The organism is Nostoc commune NIES-4072 (assembly GCF_003113895.1).
GTDB classification, from domain to species: domain Bacteria; phylum Cyanobacteriota; class Cyanobacteriia; order Cyanobacteriales; family Nostocaceae; genus Nostoc; species Nostoc commune.
Genome location: NZ_BDUD01000001.1, coordinates 2,787,713 through 2,804,587 on the forward strand (window position 1 = coordinate 2,787,713; position 16,875 = coordinate 2,804,587).

Sequence of the window (16,875 nt, forward strand, 5' to 3'; positions counted from 1 at the left end):
GTTAATTGATGTTGTGTGTTGAGGAATTAATCAACTTAGACCCGTTTCAACAGCTTTCTAAAGAACAATTAGAGTGGGTTTGCGATCGCGCTCAAACAGTTGAACTCCCTGCTTCAGAAGTGTTGGCGCATGAGGGAGACCCTGGACGCGGTTTATTTATCTTAGTCAAAGGTAAAATGAATCTTACCCGCCGCAGTCAAGGAGTTGAAATTCCCATCGGGCAACATGAAGCCCCATCATTTTTTGGGGAAATTCCAGTCCTCACAGATGAACCTGTACCTGTGACAATCCGGGCATTGACAGATTGCAACCTTTATGAGATTAAGGCAGAAGATTTTCGTAAACTGTTGCATGAATGTCGTGATTTTGAGCGGATGGTCTTTCGCATTATGGAACGTCGTATGCGGGGGCTAGAGTCCTTTATTCGTGGGCGCGAAAAGATGGCAGCTTTAGGGACACTTACCGCCGGTTTGGCTCATGAACTTAACAACCCAGCTTCAGCACTGGTTCGGACTTTAGGGGAAATGCCAGCCGCTATCCTAGAGCTACAACGAATGAATTTAGTTTATGGGCAACGCAATGTTGAAGAAGCGCATACTCAAAACTGGTTGAGAGTCCGGGATCAGGGCTATGATGCGATTTTAAATAATCGTCTAGATCCGGTGACATTAAGCGATCGCGAAACGGTGTTGCTGGAATGGTTAGAAGATTATGGCGTGAAGCAAGCATGGAAATTAGCCGAACCTTTAGCAGAAGGTGGTGTTGAGGTCGAAACCTTAGATAAGATGATGGAACGTTGGCGCAACGACGAGACTGAATTGCGAGAAATGGGATTGCACTGGCTATCGCTCTCATTTGAAGTCATGTCAATGATTAAACATGGTTTGCGAGGAGCCGAGAGGATTTCTGAACTTGTGCAAGCGATGAAGTCATATTCTTACCTCGATCAAGGCGTTCAGCAAGAAGTGAACGTGCATCAAGGTTTAGAAGATACATTGCGATTGTTTGTTCATAAACTCAAATGCGGCATCCAAGTGCAACGCAATTACGACCAACATCTTCCTAAAATCCTTGCTTATGGTAGCGAACTCAATCAGGTGTGGACGAACTTAATTGACAACGCCATTGATGCAATGGATGGTAAGGGATTGCTGGAAATTACAACACACCATTGCGATCGCTTTGCCCATATTGACATCATCGATTCTGGTAGTGGAATTCCACCTGAAATTCAAACCCGCATTTTTGAACCTTTCTTTACCACTAAATCAGTGGGGCGTGGTTCAGGACTCGGTTTGGAAACCGTTCGCCGGATTGTAGAAAATCGCCATCATGGTACGCTCTCATTTGAGTCGCAGCCAGGTAGAACTTGTTTCACCATCCGCTTGCCTTCTTTCTAAAGCCTGCTTTCTCTATTTGTGCAAAACGTCTCTAACTGTTTGCTCATTCCAATAAACATGGGCTGCGTTTTTCCACGTACCAGCCATGTGCCTTTAGCTTAAGTGTACAATTATTAGCTTCAACAAATACTAATGTAATATGGTTATCAAACACCCTGTTTTTCTTGCACTGTTACCAGTCTCGATTATCTGTGTTAGTACTCTTTCCGGCTCTACACTCCATTCACCTATATCAACAGCACTAGCACTGACCAAGGACAATCAAAAGTCCCCATCAATTATTTTCTTTCTCCCGAAGGAACGCCCTCAGCGTGGAGTCGGCTGGGAAATTACCACCACTTCCACCAAGGCAGAGATAGCCCTAGCAAAGCATTTGGTGAAGATAGGTGCGAAAGAATACGTTGCTTGGTGGTGTCCTCATTGCCACGAACAGAAGTTACTTTTTGGTAAAGAAGCCTACCAGATTATCAACGACAGCATTCAAGTTGAGTGCGACAAGAGAGGCATCAATCCTCATCCCGATTTATGTAAAGCTGCGAAAGTTCCTGGCTTTCCCACTTGGGTTATCAATGGACATGTTTATAGTGGCGTGCAAAACCTTAAGGATCTTGCGAAAGCTTCTGGCTACGAAGGAGATATGAACTTTCGTTACATGCAAAGCCAATAAAGAGTGTGTATTTGCTTTTTTAAATTTTTTATCAAAAGTCCAAGCTCAACGAACAGCTTTCAAAGTATCGTAAAGTAGTTTGTAACGCTTAAAACCTGCTTCATACAAAGAATTTGCCTGTGGCTGTACTACATTATTATCTTGCGGTAATATCTTGAGTGCAGTTTCTAAATTGGGGTAAACACCAATCCCCACCATTGCTAAAATAGCTGCTCCGTAAGCAGCTCCTTCTTCGGCTTTGGGAGCTATGAGTTTGGTTTGCAAAATATCTGCCAAAATTTGTAACCAGATGTGAGAACGTGCGCCTCCACCGGTTGCTAAGAGTTGATCGAGGGGAGCGATCGCACTAATTACCTCCAACGCTGACCGCAAGCTAAATGCAACTCCCTCCAGTACAGCACGAGTTATATCTGCTGGTGTATGAGCTAATGACAAATTCACCAAAGCACCGCGAGTATCTGGATCGAGGTGGGGACTGCGCTCTCCTGCGAGGTGCGGTAAAAATAGAACACCACGCGCACCAGGCTGCGATCGCTCTGCCATATCCATCAGTTCGGTGTAAGATATACGCGGTGCAAATGTATCTCGATACCAACGCAGAGAACCACCTGCTGCTAGCGTCACTCCCAGCAGATGATAACCACCATCCACATGGCAGAATAAATGTACCCGACCTTCGGGATCGGGAATTGCGCGATCGCACGGTGCAAAGATTACTCCCGATGTCCGTTTAGCTGTTGAGTAACATCGAAGAGAGCATCCAAACTGGCTTCCACCCAATCCGATGAGTTCTGTTCCGTCCAACCGGGTTGTGGAGTTAACAGGGGATAGCTTCTGGTTGACTGAGCGATAACTTGCCCTTGCAGATTAACTGCGATCGCTCTTACTCCTCCTGTACCCAAGTCTAAGCCTATTACGATGTCAGTCAATTGCCCCTCCAAATTATTAAGAATAGAAGCCGGAAATGAAATTTGCGTCTTGAAAAGTCTCAGCTTTAATCTCTCTTTAAGTTTTCTGTCACAATCGGGCTAGTGGTCTGTCTCATTTATTTTGAGGGGGTTGAGAAACGAACCGCAAAGGACGCAAAGAGCGCAAAGGAAGAAAAGTTAATACCAATTTGAAGAAGAATGCGACAAATAGACCATTTGTAGAGACGCGATTCATCGCGTCTTTACCTGGAGATGTGTTGCAATCATCAATTTAAATGGTATAAAAATGAGTTAGCCCATCATATTTAATATGTTTGTGGTTCGTTCCCTTACCTATCCGATTTAGTATGGTTGAGTACTAGTGTTTCTTTTGCTCCAAACTCATACAATCTATGTAAATGATTCGTAACTGACTCAACAAAATGTGATGACTGGGACAAATCGCCAAAAATCTCAGTGAGGTTGAGCAATGGTTTGGCATCGCTGCCATTTAAATGAGCTAATTGAGTCAGAGTACCTGCTATTGGGTCATCAATGGGAATGGTATTACCTTGGTCATCGTTTCCATTGAGGTAACGGAACCAAGCAGCAACCGTTAGGCTCATGTATTCAATTGCTGCTCCTTGTTGCAGCGCATCACGAACTGACCCTAAAACAAATTTTGGCATTTTGGCGGAGCTATTGAGGCAAAGACGCGGCAGTTGATCCCGAATCTTAGGATTGGCAAAACGTTCAATTAAGGTCTTTTTATAATTATCTAAATCAATTCCAGGTACAGGTTGAAGTGTGGGCGTAACTTCTGCCATCAAATGATCGACGGCTTGCCGAATCAAGGGATCAGCCATGACTTCGTGGACGTATGTATAACCTGCCAAGGAGCCAAGATAGCCAATCAACAAGTGACTGGCGTTGAGCAACCGGATTTTCATCATCTCGTAGGGATGAACATCACTGGTCATTTGAACGCCAACTGATTCCCAATTAGGTCTACCTGCGCTGAAATTGTCTTCGACTACCCACTGAAGGAAGGGTTCGGTAACAACTGGAAAGGCATCATCAATGTTAAACTGTTCCGCCACCATTTTGATATCTGCTGGTGTGGTGGCGGGGGTAATGCGATCGACCATGCAGTTGGGAAAGGCCACCTGTTCAGCAACCCAATGCCCCAATTCTGGGTTTTGCATTTGGGCAAATGCGGTTAACATTTTGCGGGCAATATTGCCGTTACCTTGCAGATTGTCGCAGGACAATACAGTAAACGGTGCGATTCCTTGTTGACGGCGGCGATTAAGGGCTGCTGTCAAAAAGCCATATACTCCAATTGGCTCATCAGGATGCTGCAAATCGTACTGGATTGTCGGGTGATTGGCATCGAATTCACCGCTACCTTCAATGTAGTAGTAGCCGCCTTCGGTAATTGTAAGGGTAACAATGCGGCATTTGGGATCTGCTAAGGTGTCAATTACTGCTTGGCGATTATCTGGGGCAAACAGATATTCTGTAATTGCTCCAATCACACGGGCGCGATCGCCTTCTGGGGATCTTTCAACTAAGGTATACAAACAATCTTGTGAATTCAGTGCATCCCGCATTCGTTTGTCGAATTCCAGTAGCCCAACCCCGCAGATTCCCCATTCACTACCGGGATTTTGATGAAAGTAATTATCCAGGTATAACGCTTGATGTGCGCGATGGAACCCACCCACACCGATATGGACAATACCGTTAGTAATTTGGTGGCGATCGTAATTGGGTACGCGAATGTTATTTCCTAAATGAGACAGAGATGTTTCATTCAGCTTGATTGCTGAGTCTGTGCTGATATTGCTGTTCATGGGATTCATTCTGGGTTAGGTGGTGACGATGAACTTTGGGGATAGCTTCACCGTTGCGATCAAACAGATGGCAAAGCTCACCATTAATGTAAATCGGAACGTAATCGTGCATGTTGGCTGGATTATCTCCGTCTGTTTGCACAACTATAGTTTCGCCACCCGCAATTTTGATGTAGAGAAAGGTTTCTCCGCCTAATCGTTCTACGACTAATACTTCACCATTCACGCTTGGGTTGCTTTGATCGAGCCGCAGATGTTCGGGACGAATCCCTAATGTTGCTCTATCCCCAACTGAAAGGGTTTTGGGTTTTACCGGAATCGTTACGCTTGCGTCACCAGGGAGTCTGACTGTTGCTCCAGAGTCATTGACGGCTGAAACTGTCACCGAAATAAAGTTCATTTTCGGTGAACCAATAAATCCAGCAACGAATAGATTGCGGGGATGGTGGTAAAGTTCCAGGGGAGAACCCATTTGTTCGATGATGCCGCCCTGCAACACCACAATCTTGTCGGCAAGGGTCATTGCCTCAACTTGATCGTGGGTAACATAAATCATCGTGGCTTGTAAGCTGTCGTGTAAACTGGCAAGCTCAATCCGCATCTGCACCCGCAATGAAGCATCCAGGTTAGACAGTGGCTCATCAAACAAAAATACTTTGGGATTACGTACCAAAGCACGACCGATCGCCACACGTTGCCGTTGTCCTCCTGATAGCTCTTTGGGCTTCCGGTTCAAAAGTGGCTCCAGTTGCAGAATGCGAGCGACTTCACGCGCCCTTTCATAACGCTGGGCTTTCTGCATACCCGCAAGCCGGAGGCTAAAGGCCATATTTTCTGCCACTGTCATGTGGGGATATAAGGCATAAGTTTGAAACACCATTGCTAAACCACGTTTATCGGGTGGCACATCATTGACTTTTTGTCCATCAATGAGTAGATCGCCGGAGGAAATTTCTTCTAGTCCAGCAATCATGCGGAGTAAGGTTGATTTTCCACAGCCGGAGGGGCCAACGAAAACCACAAATTCGCGATCGCCCACATCGAGATCAATGCCTTTGATAATCTCTGTGTCAGCATAGGTTTTATGGATATTTCTTAAAGCAACTGTTGACATAAAATGTTTCCATTAATGAGTTTAAGTTTTTCTCACGCACAGACGTAGAGGTGCAACATTTAATTAATTCGTAGCAAATTCTCTGCGTACCTTTGCGCTTACCTCTGCGCCCCTACCCTTCGGGAACGCCAAGGGCGAATGCGTTTAAATTTAAAACCTCAATTCGCCAAGATTTTACGCAAAGCTGTAAGAGTGCCTGCCTTCTACTTCACAGCACCAAAAGTCAGACCCCGCACTAACTGTCGTTGACTCAGCCAACCAAAAATAAGGATGGGTGCGATCGCTAGTGTTGATGCTGCCGAAAGTTTTGCCCAAAATAATCCTTGAGGGCTGGAGAATGAAGCAATAAAGGCTGTAAGTGGGGCGGCATCTGCTGTTGTCAAGTTTAAGCTCCAAAATGCTTCGTTCCATGACAAAATAATCGAAAGCAAGGCAGTGGATGCAATTCCGGGTACTGCTAATGGCAACAACACATGCACAAGTTCTTGCTGTGTGGTTGCTCCATCCATGCGATCGGCTTCGAGAATTTCTTTGGGAACTTCTTTAAAGAAGCTGTAAATCATCCAGACGACGATGGGCAAATTAATCAGGGTATAAATAATAATCAAACCGATGTGAGTATCCAGCAGTCCGGCGTTGCGACACAAAATGTAGATTGGTACTAGCACACCAACGGGTGGCAGCATTTTGGTGGACAGCATCCAGAGTAAAGTGCCCTTGGTGCGTTTGGTTGGGAAAAATGCCATTGCATAAGCGGCAGGTACGGCAAGCAGCAGCGCAACTATAGTCGATCCCAGGGAAATCGCTACGCTGTTAAACGCATAATTGAAATAATTTGCCCGGTCTTGGATGGCAATATAATTCTCCAATGTCGGGCGGAAAAACAACTCAGGGGGAGTTGAAACTGCCGCTACTTCAGTTTTGAAACTGGTAAGAAACATCCAGAAAATTGGAAAAAACAATATGCAGGCAGCAAGCCAGCCGAGCAATGTCCATAGCCAAATCTTCGAGGTTTTACGTGCCATAATGCTAATTCGTAATTCGTAATTCGTAATTCGTAATTATGTAAGTCAGTTTTATCTGGGTTTTTTGGTTTGCGTTGGTAGCCTTATTTTGGAGATGTTTATTAAGTATCCAAATTACGGGCAACACTACGCATCAAAAAGATTGCCACGATGTTGGCAAGGATTACGGCAATTAATCCACCAGCTGAAGCACCGCCGACATCGAATTCCAGCAAGGCTTTTAAGAAGATGTAATAAGCTAGATTAGTGGTTGCAAGTCCTGGCCCGCCGCCTGTGGTAACAAAGATTTCGGCAAAGATTGTCAGGAAGAAAATTGTCTCAATCATGGCAACCACAGAAATGGCGCGGCTCAGATGGGGTAGCATGACAAAACGGAATAGAGCGATCGCATTTGCACCATCCATCCGCGCAGCTTCTAATTGATCGCGATCGAGTGACTGAATTGCAGTCAATAAAATCAGTAGGGCAAAGGGCAACCATTCCCAGGACACAATAATAATGATGGCAAGCAAGGGAACGCTGGCAAACCAATCGATCGCTCCTAAACCCAAACCTCTAGTAATTTGAGCAAACAGCCCATTCACTGGATGCATCAGCATATTTTTCCAGATCAGGGCGCTAACTGTGGGCATCACGAAAAATGGTGAAATTGCCAGCACCCGCGCCACTCCACGACCATAAAAGTCTTGGTCAAATAGTACTGCTAGTAATGTACCTAGACCAATTGTGATTACTAAAACAGAAACAACCAAAACTATTGTGATAGCGATCGATGTCCATAAAGCTGAGTCACTGAGGATGAAAGTGAAATTTTCAATCCCAATGAATTTACGTGCATCTGGATTCAGCAAGTTATAACGCTGAAAGGAAAACCATACGGTCATCACCAGAGGCACAATCATCCACAGCAGTAGGAGAACGACCGAAGGCGCAACCAGAGGTAAGGTTGACACTTGCCGCGTAGTCCGTTGCTTTGTGGGTGGTGGCGTTTCGTGTTGAGGTTTTACCGCTAATGAAGAAGACATAATCTAATAAAGTTTTAGATTTTGGATTTTAGATTGTGAAAGTTTTGTGGGTGAGCATTGGTTCTGGTTATCCATGCCCCATGCCCCATGCCCCATGCCCCATGCCCAATGCCCCATGCCCCATGCCCCATGCCCCTTTTTTTATTCGATATAACCCGTGTGTTTCATGAAACGTTCAGTGGATTTCTGCGATTGCTGTAACGCTTGGTCTACCGAAGTTCGATTGGTTAGCGCCGCCGCCAAGGTTTGTCCGACTGAAGAACCGATCGCCTGAAACTCTGGAATATCCACATATTGAACTCCCTTATAAGGAGTTGGTTGTGCAGATGGACGGGTAACATCAGCAGATTGGATTGCTGCCAGCACGATTTTTGCAAAGGGTGCAGCTTTTCGATAGTTGGGATTCTCATAAGTGGAAGTCCGAGTCCCTGGTGGTACAGCAACCCAGCCATTTTCCTTAGCAACTAGTTGAATGTATTCCTTTGATGTTGCCCAAGCAACGAATTTTTGTGCGGCTTCGGGTGATTTTGAGGTTTTTGGAACCGCTAGCGCCCAAGCCCAAAGCCAATTTGAGCCGTTGGGATATTTTTCAATTGGCGCACGGGCAAAGCCAACTTTGTTATACACTTGGGATTCTTTGGGATTGGATAACAACCCGGCAGCAACGGTTGCATCTACCCACATACCGCATTTACCAGTCGAGAATAATGCCAAATTCTCATTGAATCCATTAGAACTAGCTCCTGGCGGCCCATATTTGTTGAGCAAATCGACATAAAAGGCGATCGCCTCTTTCCAAGCTGGAGTATTAATCGTTGGTTGCCACTTCATATCAAACCACTGTCCACCATAGGTATTAACCAATGTGGAAACAAATGCGATGTTTTCACCCCAACCGGGTTTTCCGCGCAAGCAAACTCCATAAACCCCATGCGCTGGGTCGTGGATTTTGCTTGCCCATTCTCTTATTTGGGGATAAGTTGGCTGTTGAGGAACCGCAATCCCGGCTTTTTCAAACAAGTCTTTTCGGTAGTACAGCATGGAACTTTCCCCATAGAATGGCACGGCATATAGTTTGCCGTTATTGGAAAGTCCTTCTCGTATAGGTTTGAGCAAGTCGTTTACGTCATAGTTTGCGCCTAGATCCAAGGGTCTTAACCAATCCCGTCTAGCCCAGATTGGTGTTTCATAAGAACCAATGGTCATGACATCAAACTGCCCACCCTGGCTAGCAACATCTGTAGTTGTGCGTTGGCGTAACACATTTTCTTCCAGCACAACCCACCAGAGTTGAATATCAGGATTAGCTTGCTCAAATTTCCGAGAAAGCCCTTGCATCACCACCATATCGCCATTATTAACAGTGGCGATCGTTAGTTTAGTTTTCTCTGCGGCTTGCGTAGGCGTAGCCAGTCGCAGACCTCGCGGTGAGCAAGCATATAGCAGTTGCGCCAGCATCACTCCAGCGAGAAATGCAGCTACCACTTTAGCGAAGCGGTGGATACGCATCGCATGACTCCTTTAAAGTAAAAAACCGAACGAAATAAATTTTTGATTTTATGCTCTAATTTTGGACAAAAGCTCAATAATAGAAATCATACCAATCTGATTTCGATCACGGTCATTTGCAACAATTCTTCAATAACAAGTTGAATCTATGACGGCAAAAGCAACTTATCAATTTGCAGGTAAGACGATCCTAATTACTGGCGGTGCAGGAGATATTGGCAAGGCAACTGCACATCGTTTTGCTGCCAATGGTGCAGCAATAGCCTTGCTAGATTTGAATGAACCAAAGATGGCAGATGTGGCTGGGGAACTAAAAGGTTACAACGTTCCAGTTGGCACGTTTGGTTGTGATGTTACAGCTAGTGATGATGTTGCCAAAGCTTTTACTGGCGCTGTAAAGCAGTTTGGGCGGATCGACTATGTATTTAATAATGCGGGTTATCAAGGAGTGTTTGCCAAGACTGACGAATATCCTGAAGACGACTTTCAAAAGGTGATCGACATTAACGTTGTCGGCGTTTTCTACATTCTCAAGGCGGCTGCACAGCAATTACGCGATGCAGGTGGAGGCGCGATCGTTAATATGGCGAGTTATGCAGGGGTAGTTGGGCCACCAAATATGTTGGCTTATGCTGCTTCAAAGTTTGCAGTGATTGGAATTACTCAGACGGCAGCGAAAGACTTGGCTCCTTATGGCATTCGGGTGAATGCACTCTCGCCTGCGTTGATTGGCCCTGGTTTTATGTGGACGCGACAAACCGAATTGCAAGCAGCAGTGGGATCGCAGTACTTTGATGCCGATCCCAAAGTAGTTGAGCAACAGATGATTAATTCAATACCAATGCGGCGTTTAGGAAGCCTGGAAGAGGTGGCAAATGGGGTAGCGTTTTTGATGAGTGAAGAGGCAAGCTACATTACTGGGTTTAACTTAGAGGTGACTGGGGGATAATAGAAATTTAAAAATAATTGAGCAAAGATTATTTCTTTGGGCATATAGTCTAAATAATGCAATCATGCCTTTGATAGATACATAGTTTTTACAGGTAGTATATGGGACAACCTTTTTTAGAGCGGCGCGATGCCACTCCCCTTCGGGCGCGCAAATTAGACTTGGCTGCTCATGCTGCTTGGCTCTATTACATCGCTGGCAATACGCAAGAAGAAATTGCCACCAAGCTCAATGTGTCCCGGCAAGCTGCACAACGCTTAGTGGCACTAGCAGTCAGTGAAAAATTGATTAAATTTCGACTCGATCATCCCCTGAGTGAATGCATTGCTCTGGCTGAGTCGTTACGCGATCGCTTTGATCTGTCACTTTGTGAAGTAGTACCAACTGATGCAGGTAGTGGTGATACATTATACGGAATTGGTGTATGTGCTGCCACCCACCTAGAGGCTTACCTGATGGCTAAAACCCCGACCATACTAGCGTTGTCATCAGGTCGCACATTGCGAACAATGGTGGAGCAGATACCCTCAATGAACCAACCCCAGCATAAGATTGTGTCAATTATTGGCAATATGTCCCATTCTGGGCGTGCAGGTCGTCACGAAGTAGTTATGCATTTATCCGATCGCGTCGGTTCCCAAGCTTACCCAGTGCCGACTCCCGTTGTTGCAACCAGTGTCGAAGAACGGGAACTCTTGCAGACTCAGCGATCGTTTCTCACCGTCAAAACTCTTGCAGAACAAGCCAAAGTAACCTTTGTCGGAATTAGCCACATTGCTTGGAATGCTCCGTTACATCAAGACGGCTTCATCAATGACGATGAGGTGGCTGAATTAATTGAACTGGGAGCAGTCGGAGAAATTGCAGGTTGGGCTTATAGCGATCGCGGAGTATTGTTGCAAGAGGGGACAAACAGTCGGGTTGCCAGTGTAGCCCTCGAACAACCCGCTCATCGGTTGATTATTGGTGTGGCGGGCACTGTGAGAAAGTCGGAGGCGATTTTGGCTGCTCTGCATGGCAAGTTAATTACAGGACTAATTACCGATGAAGCTGCTGCCCAAGCGATTCTTTCTAAAATTTAATAAGTTTACTTTTTACTTATTAAAGGAATACGGATGGTAAACTCTGTTCCACATCCTGGCGTAGAATCAACTTCAATAATTCCTGCATGTTTGTCTACAACAATTTGATATGCGATCGCCATTCCTAATCCCATTCCTTTGCCCACAGGTTTAGTAGTAAACATGTGGTCAAATACCCGTTGCTTGACATCCTCTGCCATTCCAATACCATTATCGTAAATCTGAATGATCGCGTAATGACTTGATTTATCAATTTGGGTTTGGAGCTTAATTTGATTGGGGTTGGTTTTAATATCCTCAAAACTCCGTTTTTGGCTGGCTTCTTCAAGTGCATCAATCGCATTCATCAGAACATTTATAAACACCTGATTTAGTTGCCCTGCGTAGCATTCTACTAGGGGTAAATCACCGTATTTCTTAACAATCTGAATTTCTGGTTGATTGGGCGTGGCTGTCAGACGATGATTCAGAATCATCAGAGTGTTGTCTAATCCTTCATGAATGTCTACAAATTTCATGTCTGCTTCATCAAGGCGCGAGAAATTACGCAGCGACAGCACAATTTGACGAATGCGCTTGGTTCCCACTTGCATCGATGCCATGAGCTTGGGTAAATCTTCTGCTAGAAACTCAATATCAAGGTCTTGGACGCGATCGCGAATTTCTGGTGTAGGATTTGGATAGGTTTGTTCATAAAGCTTTAGCAAATCGAGGATGTTTTGACTGTAAACACTTGCATGGTTGAGGTTGGCGTGAATAAAATTAGCAGGATTATTGATTTCGTGTGCCACCCCAGCCACCAATTGTCCCAGGCTAGACATTTTTTCAGTGTGGATAAGTTGAGCTTGGGTATTTTGCAATTCTTTTAAGGTTTTGCTGAGTTCCTGCGCCTGCTGACTGAAAACAAAGGCGCGATTGCGAATTTGTTCATATAGTTGCACCTGTCGCCATGCACTGATCAATCCAACCACCAGCAATCCTCCTAAAACTGTAGCCAACAGGTTCAACGCGTGCAATGGCGATTCAATATTTTCTTGTGGCACAACTAACGCTACCGACCAATTTGCTTCTCTGAGAGGAGTGTAAGCAATATAGCTCCATCTACCATCCAGTCGAACCAATTCAATATTTGTGCGTTTAGCTACCATTTTTTGGGCAATTTCCGCTAACCTGTGATTGGGCGAATTAAGGAAACTCTGAGCAGCTTTTTCAGGTGTACCAATGAGTTTTATGTTGGGATGGGCGATGGGAACTCCTTGAGAATTCAGCGCAAAGGCATAGCTGCCCTTACCTTGATGTAAATTGCTGATCACCTCAACTACCCGGTTAATCGGAATTCCTCCCATCAATACACCTGCTGGCTTTGTGCCTGTTTCGGCAGGAATCGGCGAACTAATCTGTAACTGATCAGTTGTATAACCAATAATTGGATCGGCAGCTACCGTTTCACCCACCATACTCCGCTTAAAAAATTCTCGATCTTTAACATTAAGATGATCCCCGTAAGTATTAATTAATGTAGCATCCGGTGTAGCCAAAGCCATAAGTAAAAACGTTTGCAGCCGCTTTACCTCAGATTGCAAGTAAGGTTGAATCGCAGACAAATTTAGCGATCGCACCACAAGAGAATTTGCTAAAGTCTTAATTTCTGTTTTACGAATGGCTAACCAGTTATCAATATCATCCTGACCTTGGGATGTTTTTAACAGTACTTGCTCCTTGAGACTATCGAGCAACAATCCCTTAACAATGTTGTAACTAGTGATAGCCGTGGCGCTAATACTAATAGACAAAATCACCACAATTGATAACAACAGTAAATTTCGCAATCGCCATTTCGATGAGTAGTAACTTTTGTTGATTGAAACATAGCGCCAGGGGTTGATTTTCAACCAGCATCTGCGTAATTTAAGCATCATTGTTACTTTGCTCCAAATTAAAATTTAACAACAAAGCTAATGTTGCTGGAGGAATAAGCTAAAAAACATCTAATTTGCATAATAGAATTAAACATAACTATTGTGGCATGGGCCGAAAAGCCCGCCCAACTCATGCAATTTAAAGGTAGAACAGCTTACTGCCGTTTGTCTCCTGCTTTCTTCACAACCAACTGCTGTATTCATACTTGATCAACGTTAAATCAGCTATTTGTTTAAAGTAGTCTGCCCAAAAATCAGCTTTTTCTAACTCAGTATTGGCTAAGTCTGCCAAATCATTCTCTATTCTCGTTCGGCTACGCCACTTCGACTCCTTTCGACTTCGCTCGGCACAAGTCAAGGCAAGTCGCTCAGTACAAGTCACGGCAAGGCTACTCCTTATTTCCCACTGCCTATCTATCGCGCTTGTGCTTCTCTGCGAGACGCTTCTCTACGAGAGGCTTGTCTGCGACACGCTCCGCGAACGCGCACCACGCAAATAATTTCAAAAATCAAAGCGGACTGGTATATTAACCCAAGTTGCTAGTTATAGACATTTAAAACACGCATTCTTTATGGTTAATTTATCCCATCATCTCCTCGCGGATTTTCGCCTCCTTAATCCCGACTTTGGCATTATCGACCTTAAGGCTAAACGTACTACCACCAAGTAAGGTAAATTTCAAAAATTAGACTTTTTAAAATCAATTAATAAAATTATTCTAGGAATGTTACCATGATTCCAAACTTCATGCTCAAGTGTATCATCAAAAACTAAGCACTTGCCTTCTTCCCAATTTTTAGTTTCATGTCCTACACGTATTGCACAGTCATTAGGGACTTCCAGAAAATAAACTATTCCATCAACAATAATGATAATCATTTCAAAAGGGGGATGAAGGGGCTGCCGACGGCAGCCCCTTCATCCCCCTTTTGTAGTAATTTGAATAATGATGGTTCTTCAGTACCTAGTATGCCAAAAAATTAGCAAAAATCCGACACAAAACTGAAATTATCGTATTAATTTAAAACTATAATCGTTGCCAGACTTGACTTAGAGAGTAAAATTGCTGTTAATTATGGTTATCAAAATTAATTAAATAAGTTTTTATCACGCTATGTTATCAAAATCCCACTCAAAAATTTTAACGGAGCTAGTCAATCTAGAGGGAGTAAAAGTAATAAATTACATTCAACATGAAGGTGTAGGTATAATATTACATCTTGCATCAGAACGAAATGAAGCTATTTGCCCTCGGTGTGGGAATTTGAGTCATAAAATACATCAAAATCATCGCTATTTAGTAAAAGATTTACCCTTAATGGGTCAGCCAGTATATCTGGAAATAAATCGACGACAATTCAAATGCAAAATATGTAATAAACCATTCAGTGAACAACTTGATTTCGTCAAGATAAGAAGGAAATATACTAATAGATTAGCAAATAATATTGTGGAGCAGGTACTAGAAAATGATATCAAAAGTGTCGCTGAAAGAAATAACGTAACTCCCGAAGAAATTGAAACAATGTTAAAAGATGCATATCATCAATTAAATCATGAAAAACCAATAGGATTAAAACGGCTAGGAATTGATGAAATAGCGTTAATCAAAGGACAAGGAAAATACTGTGCAGTTCTAGTAGATTTAGACCAAGGTAAACTTATCGAAATGATTAGCGATGCCTGCGGCGGGTTTCACCTACGCCGAAAAGAGAAAATAGCCGAAGTCCTTGCTAGATGGGGAACAGAAGTTTTGTTACAGATTGAAGAGGTCAGCATAGATTTGTGGATTCCTTACAAAAATCTTGTGGAAGAATTAATGCCAAATGCACAGGTAGTCGCCGATAGATTTCATGTAATGAAACAAGTAAATACTGAACTAGATAACCAAAGAAAAAAGGAAAAAAGAGAGGCAGAGAAAATTGATTGTCAATCAGATAAAGAGCAGATGTTATCAGGCTTAAGTAAGAGTAAATATGCATTACTCAAGAATGAAGATAACTTGACTGAAAAACAAAGAGATAAGTTAGAGCAAGTTAAAGAAGTCTCTCCCACTCTTGGAAAGATGCATCAGCTAAAAGAAGAGTTAAGAATGATTTTTCAAAAACCAATTGATTGGCTAGCAGCTTTATTTGAACTGGGCAATTGGTTCGTTTCAGCTAGGCAATATTATCCCGAAAATCAGAACACGATGCTGCGGTGGTTTGATGAGATAATTGCCTATTTTGACCACAGGACTACCAATGGAATTGTAGAGGGTATTAATAATAAATTGAAGTTGATTAAAAGGTCTGCTTTTGGCTTTAGTAATTTTGATAATTTCAAAATTAGAAGTTTACTTAACTGGCATTTTAACTATTAATTTAGCATACTAGGTACTGAAGAACCCATTTATTTAGCTACAAAACATACTAATTTTACACTGTCTAACTTCAAAGCAGACGACAAGTGTATAGATTCTTCATGCATAGATGAGGGGGAGAAAAGGGGTTGCCGAGGGCAACCCCTTTTCTCCCCTCTTAAAATGATTATCATTCTTGATAAAACCTGTCTCTTGTTTTTCTTGGAATAATTTATTCTTTGGAAGTCCCTTAGGTACAATTAAACCCAGATGACAACGGAGTACACCCGGATTTCTCACAAACTCAGAAAAAACCGGAGCGTAAAACTGATAAAATGTATAGATAGTAGGCATTTCAGCAGTTTTAACCCACATTCCGCACTCTAACTGTCACAAGTTCATTCGGGAGCAACGCGATTTTGTGAGGTGCTAAAATCTGGGACGTATATAGCTTGTTTCAGGATGCGATCGCAACTAAAAAACCAGATTTTGTTGAGAATATAGGGGTGTAATTGAGAACTAAACCCCGATCTCACTTTTTCGCGTTGCTCCCAGTTCATTCGTACTTGTCAAATTGTCAATTGGAAAGCCACATCCATCTTTTTGAGGCGTATGCGATCGCCACCTTTCAAGACATCACCAAGCGAAAACTTGCCGAAACAAAACTAGCGAAGAGTGAGACTCTGCTGAGAACGATTGTACAGTCCGAACCAGAGTGTGTAAAGCTCGTGGCGGCTGATGGCACACTTTTGGACATGAATCCGGCAGGACTCGCAATAATTGAGGCAGACTCTCTCGAAGAGGTGCAGGGACGCTCAATTTATCCGCTTGTGGTTGAGGAACACCGTGCCGCACGGAAAGCCTTGACAGAACGTGTCTTTCAGGGCGAGTCTGGGGTGCTAGAGTTTGAAATGGTTGGACTGAAGGGAAGGCATCGCTGGTTGGAAACCCACACTGTCCCCTTGCGAGATGAGAACCAAACGGTCATTGCGTTATCGGTTTGTCAACCGCACATACGAGGAAGGCGTTGTTGCACGATTAGGGAAAATGGTAAATTATACTTATGAATTTCCCCTCTC

Annotated in this window: 18 protein-coding genes; 6 read left to right on the forward strand and 12 right to left on the reverse strand. The window is 43.6% G+C overall.

Annotation, left to right across the window (positions count from 1 at the left end; genetic code table 11):
- The first annotated feature begins 8 nt into the window (after positions 1-8).
- Both CDC33_RS12320 and CDC33_RS12325 read left to right on the forward strand, forming a co-directional pair.
- Positions 9-1,400 (forward strand): ATP-binding protein, encoded by a 1,392-nt coding sequence (locus tag CDC33_RS12320; RefSeq protein WP_109008724.1) that lies wholly within the window; start codon positions 9-11, stop codon positions 1,398-1,400.
- A gap of 139 nt (positions 1,401-1,539) precedes the next feature.
- Positions 1,540-2,067, forward strand: coding sequence for a thioredoxin domain-containing protein (locus CDC33_RS12325; protein ID WP_109008725.1), 528 nt, complete (start codon positions 1,540-1,542; stop codon positions 2,065-2,067).
- 45 nt (positions 2,068-2,112) lie between these two features.
- Here the strand turns inward: CDC33_RS12325 and CDC33_RS12330 are convergent, their stop codons facing one another.
- The 7 genes from CDC33_RS12330 to CDC33_RS12355 all read right to left on the reverse strand — a co-directional run bounded on the left by CDC33_RS12330 (position 2,113) and on the right by CDC33_RS12355 (position 9,504).
- On the reverse strand, positions 2,113-2,847 hold the full coding sequence (locus tag CDC33_RS12330; RefSeq protein ID WP_219930020.1) for an FGGY-family carbohydrate kinase: 735 nt from the start codon (positions 2,845-2,847) through the stop codon (positions 2,113-2,115).
- Entirely contained in the window at positions 2,781-2,996 is a 216-nt protein-coding gene (locus tag CDC33_RS39815; protein ID WP_219930021.1) for an FGGY family carbohydrate kinase, read from the reverse strand. The genes CDC33_RS12330 and CDC33_RS39815 overlap by 67 nt, the downstream gene beginning before the upstream one ends.
- A 329-nt stretch (positions 2,997-3,325) precedes the next feature.
- Complete coding sequence (locus CDC33_RS12335) at positions 3,326-4,831, reverse strand: mannitol dehydrogenase family protein (protein ID WP_109008726.1); 1,506 nt, start codon at positions 4,829-4,831, stop codon at positions 3,326-3,328.
- A complete protein-coding gene (locus CDC33_RS12340; protein ID WP_109008727.1) occupies positions 4,788-5,945 on the reverse strand; it encodes an ABC transporter ATP-binding protein in 1,158 nt (385 codons plus the stop codon). The genes CDC33_RS12335 and CDC33_RS12340 overlap by 44 nt, the downstream gene beginning before the upstream one ends.
- 203 nt (positions 5,946-6,148) lie before the next feature.
- Positions 6,149-6,970: a carbohydrate ABC transporter permease gene (locus tag CDC33_RS12345; protein WP_109008728.1), complete on the reverse strand. Its 822-nt coding sequence runs from the start codon at positions 6,968-6,970 to the stop codon at positions 6,149-6,151.
- A gap of 101 nt (positions 6,971-7,071) precedes the next feature.
- Positions 7,072-7,995, reverse strand: coding sequence for a carbohydrate ABC transporter permease (locus CDC33_RS12350; protein ID WP_109008729.1), 924 nt, complete (start codon positions 7,993-7,995; stop codon positions 7,072-7,074).
- Between the two features lie 141 nt (positions 7,996-8,136).
- A complete protein-coding gene (locus CDC33_RS12355; RefSeq protein ID WP_109008730.1) occupies positions 8,137-9,504 on the reverse strand; it encodes an ABC transporter substrate-binding protein in 1,368 nt (455 codons plus the stop codon).
- 148 nt (positions 9,505-9,652) lie between these two features.
- Between CDC33_RS12355 and CDC33_RS12360 the strand changes: the two genes are divergently transcribed.
- Together CDC33_RS12360 and CDC33_RS12365 are read left to right on the forward strand one after the other, a co-directional pair.
- The gene (locus tag CDC33_RS12360) at positions 9,653-10,453 is read left to right on the forward strand and encodes an SDR family NAD(P)-dependent oxidoreductase (RefSeq protein ID WP_109008731.1); all 801 of its coding nucleotides are present in this window, start codon (positions 9,653-9,655) and stop codon (positions 10,451-10,453) included.
- 101 nt (positions 10,454-10,554) lie between these two features.
- The gene (locus tag CDC33_RS12365) at positions 10,555-11,535 is read left to right on the forward strand and encodes a sugar-binding transcriptional regulator (RefSeq protein ID WP_109008732.1); all 981 of its coding nucleotides are present in this window, start codon (positions 10,555-10,557) and stop codon (positions 11,533-11,535) included.
- A gap of 5 nt (positions 11,536-11,540) precedes the next feature.
- On the opposite strand, the gene CDC33_RS12370 is transcribed toward CDC33_RS12365, so the two are convergent.
- The 3 genes from CDC33_RS12370 to CDC33_RS12380 form a co-directional block, all read right to left on the reverse strand.
- Positions 11,541-13,454, reverse strand: coding sequence for a sensor histidine kinase (locus CDC33_RS12370; protein WP_109008733.1), 1,914 nt, complete (start codon positions 13,452-13,454; stop codon positions 11,541-11,543).
- Between the two features lie 181 nt (positions 13,455-13,635).
- A complete protein-coding gene (locus CDC33_RS12375; protein WP_109008734.1) occupies positions 13,636-13,836 on the reverse strand; it encodes a hypothetical protein in 201 nt (66 codons plus the stop codon).
- A 297-nt stretch (positions 13,837-14,133) separates the two neighbouring features.
- Entirely contained in the window at positions 14,134-14,334 is a 201-nt protein-coding gene (locus CDC33_RS12380; protein WP_109008735.1) for an aspartyl/asparaginyl beta-hydroxylase domain-containing protein, read from the reverse strand.
- A 235-nt stretch (positions 14,335-14,569) separates the two neighbouring features.
- On the opposite strand from CDC33_RS12380, the gene CDC33_RS12385 reads away from it, so the two are divergent.
- Entirely contained in the window at positions 14,570-15,817 is a 1,248-nt protein-coding gene (locus CDC33_RS12385) for an ISL3 family transposase (protein ID WP_109008736.1), read from the forward strand.
- 99 nt (positions 15,818-15,916) lie between these two features.
- Here the strand turns inward: CDC33_RS12385 and CDC33_RS12390 are convergent, their stop codons facing one another.
- Positions 15,917-16,171: a hypothetical protein gene (locus CDC33_RS12390; protein WP_109008737.1), complete on the reverse strand. Its 255-nt coding sequence runs from the start codon at positions 16,169-16,171 to the stop codon at positions 15,917-15,919.
- Positions 16,172-16,194: 23 nt separating this feature from the next.
- Positions 16,195-16,332: a hypothetical protein gene (locus tag CDC33_RS38645; protein ID WP_181373985.1), complete on the reverse strand. Its 138-nt coding sequence runs from the start codon at positions 16,330-16,332 to the stop codon at positions 16,195-16,197.
- A 45-nt stretch (positions 16,333-16,377) separates the two neighbouring features.
- On the opposite strand from CDC33_RS38645, the gene CDC33_RS12395 reads away from it, so the two are divergent.
- The gene (locus CDC33_RS12395; protein WP_244919208.1) at positions 16,378-16,863 is read left to right on the forward strand and encodes a PAS domain-containing protein; all 486 of its coding nucleotides are present in this window, start codon (positions 16,378-16,380) and stop codon (positions 16,861-16,863) included.
- The last annotated feature ends 12 nt before the right edge of the window (positions 16,864-16,875 follow it).

Excerpts from the sequence above, each read along its gene's own strand:
- CDC33_RS12385 (WP_109008736.1), top strand. The coding sequence starts at position 14,570 with ATGTTATCAAAATCCCACTCAAAAATTTTAACGGAGCTAGTCAATCTA.
- CDC33_RS12335 (WP_109008726.1), bottom strand. The coding sequence starts at position 4,831 with ATGAACAGCAATATCAGCACAGACTCAGCAATCAAGCTGAATGAAACA.
- CDC33_RS12390 (WP_109008737.1), bottom strand. The coding sequence starts at position 16,171 with ATGTGGGTTAAAACTGCTGAAATGCCTACTATCTATACATTTTATCAG.
- CDC33_RS12340 (WP_109008727.1), bottom strand. The coding sequence starts at position 5,945 with ATGTCAACAGTTGCTTTAAGAAATATCCATAAAACCTATGCTGACACA.
- CDC33_RS12360 (WP_109008731.1), top strand. The coding sequence starts at position 9,653 with ATGACGGCAAAAGCAACTTATCAATTTGCAGGTAAGACGATCCTAATT.
- CDC33_RS12325 (WP_109008725.1), top strand. The coding sequence starts at position 1,540 with ATGGTTATCAAACACCCTGTTTTTCTTGCACTGTTACCAGTCTCGATT.
- CDC33_RS12320 (WP_109008724.1), top strand. The coding sequence starts at position 9 with ATGTTGTGTGTTGAGGAATTAATCAACTTAGACCCGTTTCAACAGCTT.
- CDC33_RS12345 (WP_109008728.1), bottom strand. The coding sequence starts at position 6,970 with ATGGCACGTAAAACCTCGAAGATTTGGCTATGGACATTGCTCGGCTGG.
- CDC33_RS12370 (WP_109008733.1), bottom strand. The coding sequence starts at position 13,454 with ATGATGCTTAAATTACGCAGATGCTGGTTGAAAATCAACCCCTGGCGC.
- CDC33_RS12355 (WP_109008730.1), bottom strand. The coding sequence starts at position 9,504 with ATGCGTATCCACCGCTTCGCTAAAGTGGTAGCTGCATTTCTCGCTGGA.
- CDC33_RS12350 (WP_109008729.1), bottom strand. The coding sequence starts at position 7,995 with ATGTCTTCTTCATTAGCGGTAAAACCTCAACACGAAACGCCACCACCC.
- CDC33_RS12380 (WP_109008735.1), bottom strand. The coding sequence starts at position 14,334 with ATGATTATCATTATTGTTGATGGAATAGTTTATTTTCTGGAAGTCCCT.
- CDC33_RS12365 (WP_109008732.1), top strand. The coding sequence starts at position 10,555 with ATGGGACAACCTTTTTTAGAGCGGCGCGATGCCACTCCCCTTCGGGCG.